Source organism: Mycoplasma tracheobuteonis, assembly GCF_054456995.1.
This window is the reverse complement of sequence record NZ_JBTKTG010000027.1, coordinates 1-5,158: the sequence shown is the minus strand read 5'-3', so window position 1 is coordinate 5,158 and position 5,158 is coordinate 1. Positions and strand designations below refer to the sequence as shown.

Genomic DNA, 5,158 nt, shown 5'->3' with positions numbered 1-5,158 from the left:
CTCCACTTTTATTATATCTTAATAAAAGTGTTGCACTGGAGATTACAATCGAGCATAACACTAAAAGGTGTTATTTTTTGTATTCGTCTATCTTGTAAGGTTTTTAATATCGTTATTACCTGGATTAGGAGCTGAAGCAAAACCTCCATCTACTAATAAACTAGAAGCTTCATTTAAGTGTCTAATAGCTGTTCTAGTGAAGAATACGTTTACTATTAAAAGAACTGGTCCTGTAATAATTCCAATTAAATTAAAAATAAATAAACGATTCAATTCATTTGATAGAGCTGTTAATTTAACTAAATCAGGTTGTGATAATTGTACTTTTGTAGTTGTTTCTCATAACAATTCGTTAAATATCTTGTGTGTTTTATATGATGTTGTAGCTAATTTAATTGCAAAAACAATCATTACAATTGATGTTACAAATGCAAATATTCCTAAAATTCCTGTTGTAATTAAGTTGCTTGTAGGAATTTCAGTTTCGGTACTACTACTATTTGTACTATTACTTGATGTTGAAAGCCCTAATTTAACCATTGTTGATATATTTAGTGAATACATCACTAATGACAAAATAAGAGTTATCACTAAACAAATTAATGTAACTATTAAATATGTTTGTGATTCTTTTAAAGATTTTATTACTCTGCTTTTCATATTCCCTTTCTTATATCTTAATTCTACCATTTTGTAGGTTTCATAATCCTTTAATTCGCATTTTTGTTTTAAAATTTAAACAATTTTATGAAACCTTTTATTCCTACAACCAAGTGCTATAAGTAAAAATGCTCTTACTATCCTTCATTTTCTGATTGAAATTCAGCACATAGTTTCCCATGAGCAGGACATGTTAACACTGAATGGTCAGCAGCAAATTGCACATAGTAAACAAAATTGTTGTACTTACGTTCATAAGGTGCTTGTCCATTCATAAATTTAATCTTGACAAGTGGCACATTGTAAATTTCTCTTTGAGTAGGTTCTGTATCTAATCTAAAGACTGGATAAGATTCAACACTACCACTAAGTACTATATTTGTTTTCATTAATTGTTTTTCTTCTGGTGAAAAGAAAGCATTAATATTTTTAAAGTTCTCATCTAATATTTTTTCTTGTTCTTCTTTTTCTTTAAGCATAAAAGCAAGATCTGTTTCTAATTCTTCATACATTACTTTCTTAAAGATATCTTCTTTAAATAAATCCACTTGTTTTTTAGCAAATAAATTTATAAACATTTGATATGGCAATAAATCTTGCACAAGGCCAAAAACATATGTAAATGTCTTATCACATTGAGGGCAATGTGCTTTTACAATTGATCCCATTAAACCTCCAATATTTTAATTATAGACTATAATTTAGTATATGTTAGATTTTGAAAAAGATTATTGAACTAAATACCCCTTAATCGCAGGACTAGATGAAGTAGGATGTGGCTGTTTAGCAGGGGAATTAGTTGTTGCTTGTGTAGTTTTTCCCGCCGGATATAGCAACCCTAGAATCAAGGATTCTAAAAAACTTAGTGAAAAAGTTCGTGAAGAATTGTATGATGAAATTATATCTTCAGCCCTTGCTTATAGTATTGAAATTCGTTCTTTGAAGCAAATAAATGTTTCAAATCCTAAGCAAGAGTCTCGCACAGGAATGGAAATAGCTTTAAACAAGTTATCTCTAAAGCCTGATTTAGTTATTACAGATTTTGAAAAGATACAAACCAATATCCCACAAATAAATCTTGTAAAAGGTGATGACAAATCAATTTCAGTTGCTGCTGCTAGCATTCTTGCAAAAGTAACTCGTGACCGAATGTTACTAGCATATAGCGATATTTATCCTGAATATGATTTTGCAAATAACAAGGGTTATGGTACTAAAAAGCACTTAGAAGCCCTAGAAAAACATGGACCCACACCTATACATAGAATTAAATATAAGCCTGTGGCTGAAGCTATTGCCAAAAAGTCTCTTATCTAGAGATTTTTTTAATTTGGTTACCTAAATAAAATATTATTAAAAATAATATTTTTTATTAAAATTTAATCATAATGATTAAAGCAGAAAATATTACATTTAGATATCGTCCAGATGACGTTAGACCAGCACTTAAAAATGTTTCATTCACAATTGAAAAAGGTGAATATGTAGCAATTTTAGGTCACAATGGTTCAGGAAAAAGTACACTATCAAAAGTTTTAGTTGCTCTTTTAAAACCTCAAGAAGGTAAACTAAGCATCGATGGGATTGAATACAGCAAAGAAAACTTACTACAAATCAGAAAGAAAATCGGAATCATCTTCCAAAATCCTGATAACCAATTTGTTGGTTCATCAGTGGAAGATGATATTGCATTCGGGCTTGAAAATCGTTGCGTTGACCACGATTTAATGAAACCACTAATTTTAGAATACTCTTCTAAAGTAGATATGCAAGATTTCCTTGAAAGAGAACCTGAAAACTTATCAGGAGGGCAAAAGCAACGTGTTGCTATTGCTTCTGTACTTGCACTTAATCCTGATGTTGTTATTTTTGATGAAGTTACCTCTATGCTTGATCCTAAAGGAAAAAGTAGTGTACTTCAAATTATCAAAGAAATTCAACAAAGTAAATCTAAGACACTTATTTCTATCACTCATGATATGGATGAAGCAATTCTTGCTGATAAGTGTTTAGTGTTTGCTGGTGGTGAGCTTGTTGCAGCTGGATCTCCTAAAGATATCTTAAAAGATAAAGAAATAATTGAAGTGGCCAAAATTGAATCGCCATTTATCTATCGCATTAGCGAAAGATTAAACGGAATTGATCCAACATACAATGAAAAGGAGTTAATAGGTGAATTATGCAAATAAAAATCTCGAATCTATCTCATACCTTTAGTCCTAAAACTCCTTGAGAATTTACTGCTTTAAAAAACGTTTCTTGCAATATCACTGATGGTGAATACATTGGAATAATAGGATCAACAGGTTCTGGTAAAACAACATTTATAGAACACCTAAATCAATTACTCAGTCCTAGTGCAGGACAAATTGAATGAGACTTCTATGATGATGTAACCATTAATAAGAAATATTTATTAACCAAACTAGAAAAAGAACTTTTAGTCAAGTATCCTAACAAAGGAAGCGAATATAAAAAAGCTTATAAACAAGAAGCTAAAGTAATTAAGAAAAATCTTAGAGCAGCTAAAGCTAGAATTAGAGTCCTTAAAAAATCTCTTAATAAAAAAGTTGAGGCAGCTGTTGATAAGTTTAAAGAAGATTTTATAGCTGAAAAAACAGGTATGTATGAAAACAAAATTCAATTCCAACATGCTTTAATTACTGAAACTAGATTGTATAAGCTTAACTACATTTACGAAAGTGAAGAAGGAAAGGAAATCCATCGTCTTAAATATATTAAAGACAATATCATCTTCACTAAGAACTCTAAAAATAAGTTTTTTGGAAAAGATCCTAAACAACTCCGTAAACATGTAGGAATAGTATTCCAATTTGCTGAATATCAACTTTTTAAATCAACAATTCAAGAAGATATTGCTTTTGGGCCTATGGCTTTTGGTGTAGCTAAAGAAAAAGCTTATCAAATCGCAGCTGATTGTTTAGAATTAGTTGGTTTAGGTCCTGAATACTTAGAAAGAAGTCCTTTTGAACTTAGTGGTGGGCAAAAACGTCGTGTTGCTATTGCTGGTATATTAGCTATGCAACCTGATTTCCTAGTAGTAGATGAGCCTACTGCTGGACTAGATCCTGTTGGAGTTAATGAAATACTTGAAATCTTAAACAACTTAAATAAGAATGGTAAAACTATTATTAATGTTACTCACGATTTAGATAATATTCTTAAGTATGCTAAAAGAATTATTCTCTTCAAGCAAGGTGAAATTGTTCGTGATGGTGATCCTTATGAAATTCTTAATGATGTTGAATTTCTTAAAGAAAACAATTTACAGCCACCTCATTTACTAGCTTTTGCTAATAAATTAAGAGCTAAAGGTATTCCTGTGCCTAAAATCTTATCTGAAGATGACTTGGTGCATTACCTAAATGAATATCTAGGAGGGAAATAATGAAAAGTGTATTCGGTCGTTATATCCCTGGAAAAGGTTTTTTATACAACCTTGATCCTAGAATTAAATTATTAACTGTTATCTTATACATTGTAATGGTGTTTATGGTACAACATTTCATCGATATGTTTATCCTACTGTTACCATTAGTTATTGTGTATATTACAACTAACAAAAGAGTTCGTCCATTATTTAAATTAATGTGACTACCATTCTTTATTTCATTTATTATTTTCTTTGTTAACACTTATACAATTACTAATCAAACTGTGTATAAAGATTTACAAACAATGTATAACTCAAATAACTTTTTAGGCAAGTCTTGATTATTTGAAATGTATAATCCTCAAAAAACATTTTGAGTTTGAGGAACAAGCTCAACAATGGAGAAAATGCCTGTTCCTGAATTTAATATCGCTAAAAATATCTATGAATTTAAAGAAACGCAAATGCATATCCAATATGGTGTTTCTCTAGACTCAATCAACCGTACCTTAGCTTTATTCTTTAGAATCTATATCATGATTCTTATTACAGCATTACTTACAAATACAACTCGTCCTATCTTACTTACAAAATCAATTGAAGATATTTTATTCCCTCTTAAATTGCTTTTTATTCCTACACACGTAATTGCGATGATAATTTCTATAGCACTTCGTTTTATTCCTACTTTAATAGATGAAGCTAATAGAATTATGAAAGCACAATCATCTCGTGGAGTTGATTTCAAACACGGAAATCTAAAAGAAAAAATTAATGCCTTTGCAACATTAATTATTCCTTTATTTGTTTCAAGTTTTGCACGTGCTGAAGACTTATCTAACTCAATGGAAACACGTGGTTATGATCCATATGCAAAACGTACTAAATATAGAAAGATTAGACCAACTTGAATTGACTTACTTGTTTCAATCTTCTTGCTTGGTATTCTAGCCTTATTAATTACTAATATGGTTCACCCACAATACTTACCATCTTGATATTTAGTAACTAAAGCGCTTTAAAAAATGTCAGCCTATATAGGTTGACAATTGCTCGATTGTAATCTCCAGTGCAACACTTTTATTAAGATATAATAAAAGTGGA

Annotated in this window: 6 protein-coding genes; 4 read left to right on the top strand and 2 right to left on the bottom strand. The window is 30.1% G+C overall.

Annotation, left to right across the window (positions count from 1 at the left end):
* Positions 1 to 87: 87 nt before the first annotated feature.
* Complete coding sequence (locus tag ACX1M8_RS03395; RefSeq protein WP_458807215.1) at positions 88 to 660, bottom strand: hypothetical protein; 573 nt, start codon at positions 658 to 660, stop codon at positions 88 to 90.
* 137 nt (positions 661 to 797) lie between these two features.
* Positions 798 to 1,328 (bottom strand): hypothetical protein, encoded by a 531-nt coding sequence (locus ACX1M8_RS03390; RefSeq protein WP_458616509.1) that lies wholly within the window; start codon positions 1,326 to 1,328, stop codon positions 798 to 800.
* 40 nt (positions 1,329 to 1,368) lie between these two features.
* On the opposite strand from ACX1M8_RS03390, the gene rnhB reads away from it, so the two are divergent.
* The 4 genes from rnhB to ACX1M8_RS03370 all read left to right on the top strand — a co-directional run bounded on the left by rnhB (position 1,369) and on the right by ACX1M8_RS03370 (position 5,076).
* A complete protein-coding gene (gene rnhB, locus ACX1M8_RS03385) occupies positions 1,369 to 1,977 on the top strand; it encodes a ribonuclease HII (RefSeq protein ID WP_458836800.1) in 609 nt (202 codons plus the stop codon).
* Positions 1,978 to 2,048: 71 nt separating this feature from the next.
* Positions 2,049 to 2,849 carry an energy-coupling factor transporter ATPase gene (locus ACX1M8_RS03380; RefSeq protein ID WP_458797752.1) on the top strand — a complete coding sequence of 267 codons (801 nt, stop codon included), beginning with the start codon at positions 2,049 to 2,051 and terminating at the stop codon, positions 2,847 to 2,849.
* Positions 2,840 to 4,069 (top strand): ATP-binding cassette domain-containing protein, encoded by a 1,230-nt coding sequence (locus tag ACX1M8_RS03375; protein WP_458836799.1) that lies wholly within the window; start codon positions 2,840 to 2,842, stop codon positions 4,067 to 4,069. Before ACX1M8_RS03380 ends, ACX1M8_RS03375 begins: the two co-directional genes overlap by 10 nt.
* Positions 4,069 to 5,076 (top strand): energy-coupling factor transporter transmembrane component T family protein, encoded by a 1,008-nt coding sequence (locus tag ACX1M8_RS03370; protein WP_458836798.1) that lies wholly within the window; start codon positions 4,069 to 4,071, stop codon positions 5,074 to 5,076. Before ACX1M8_RS03375 ends, ACX1M8_RS03370 begins: the two co-directional genes overlap by 1 nt.
* Positions 5,077 to 5,158 lie beyond the last annotated feature (82 nt).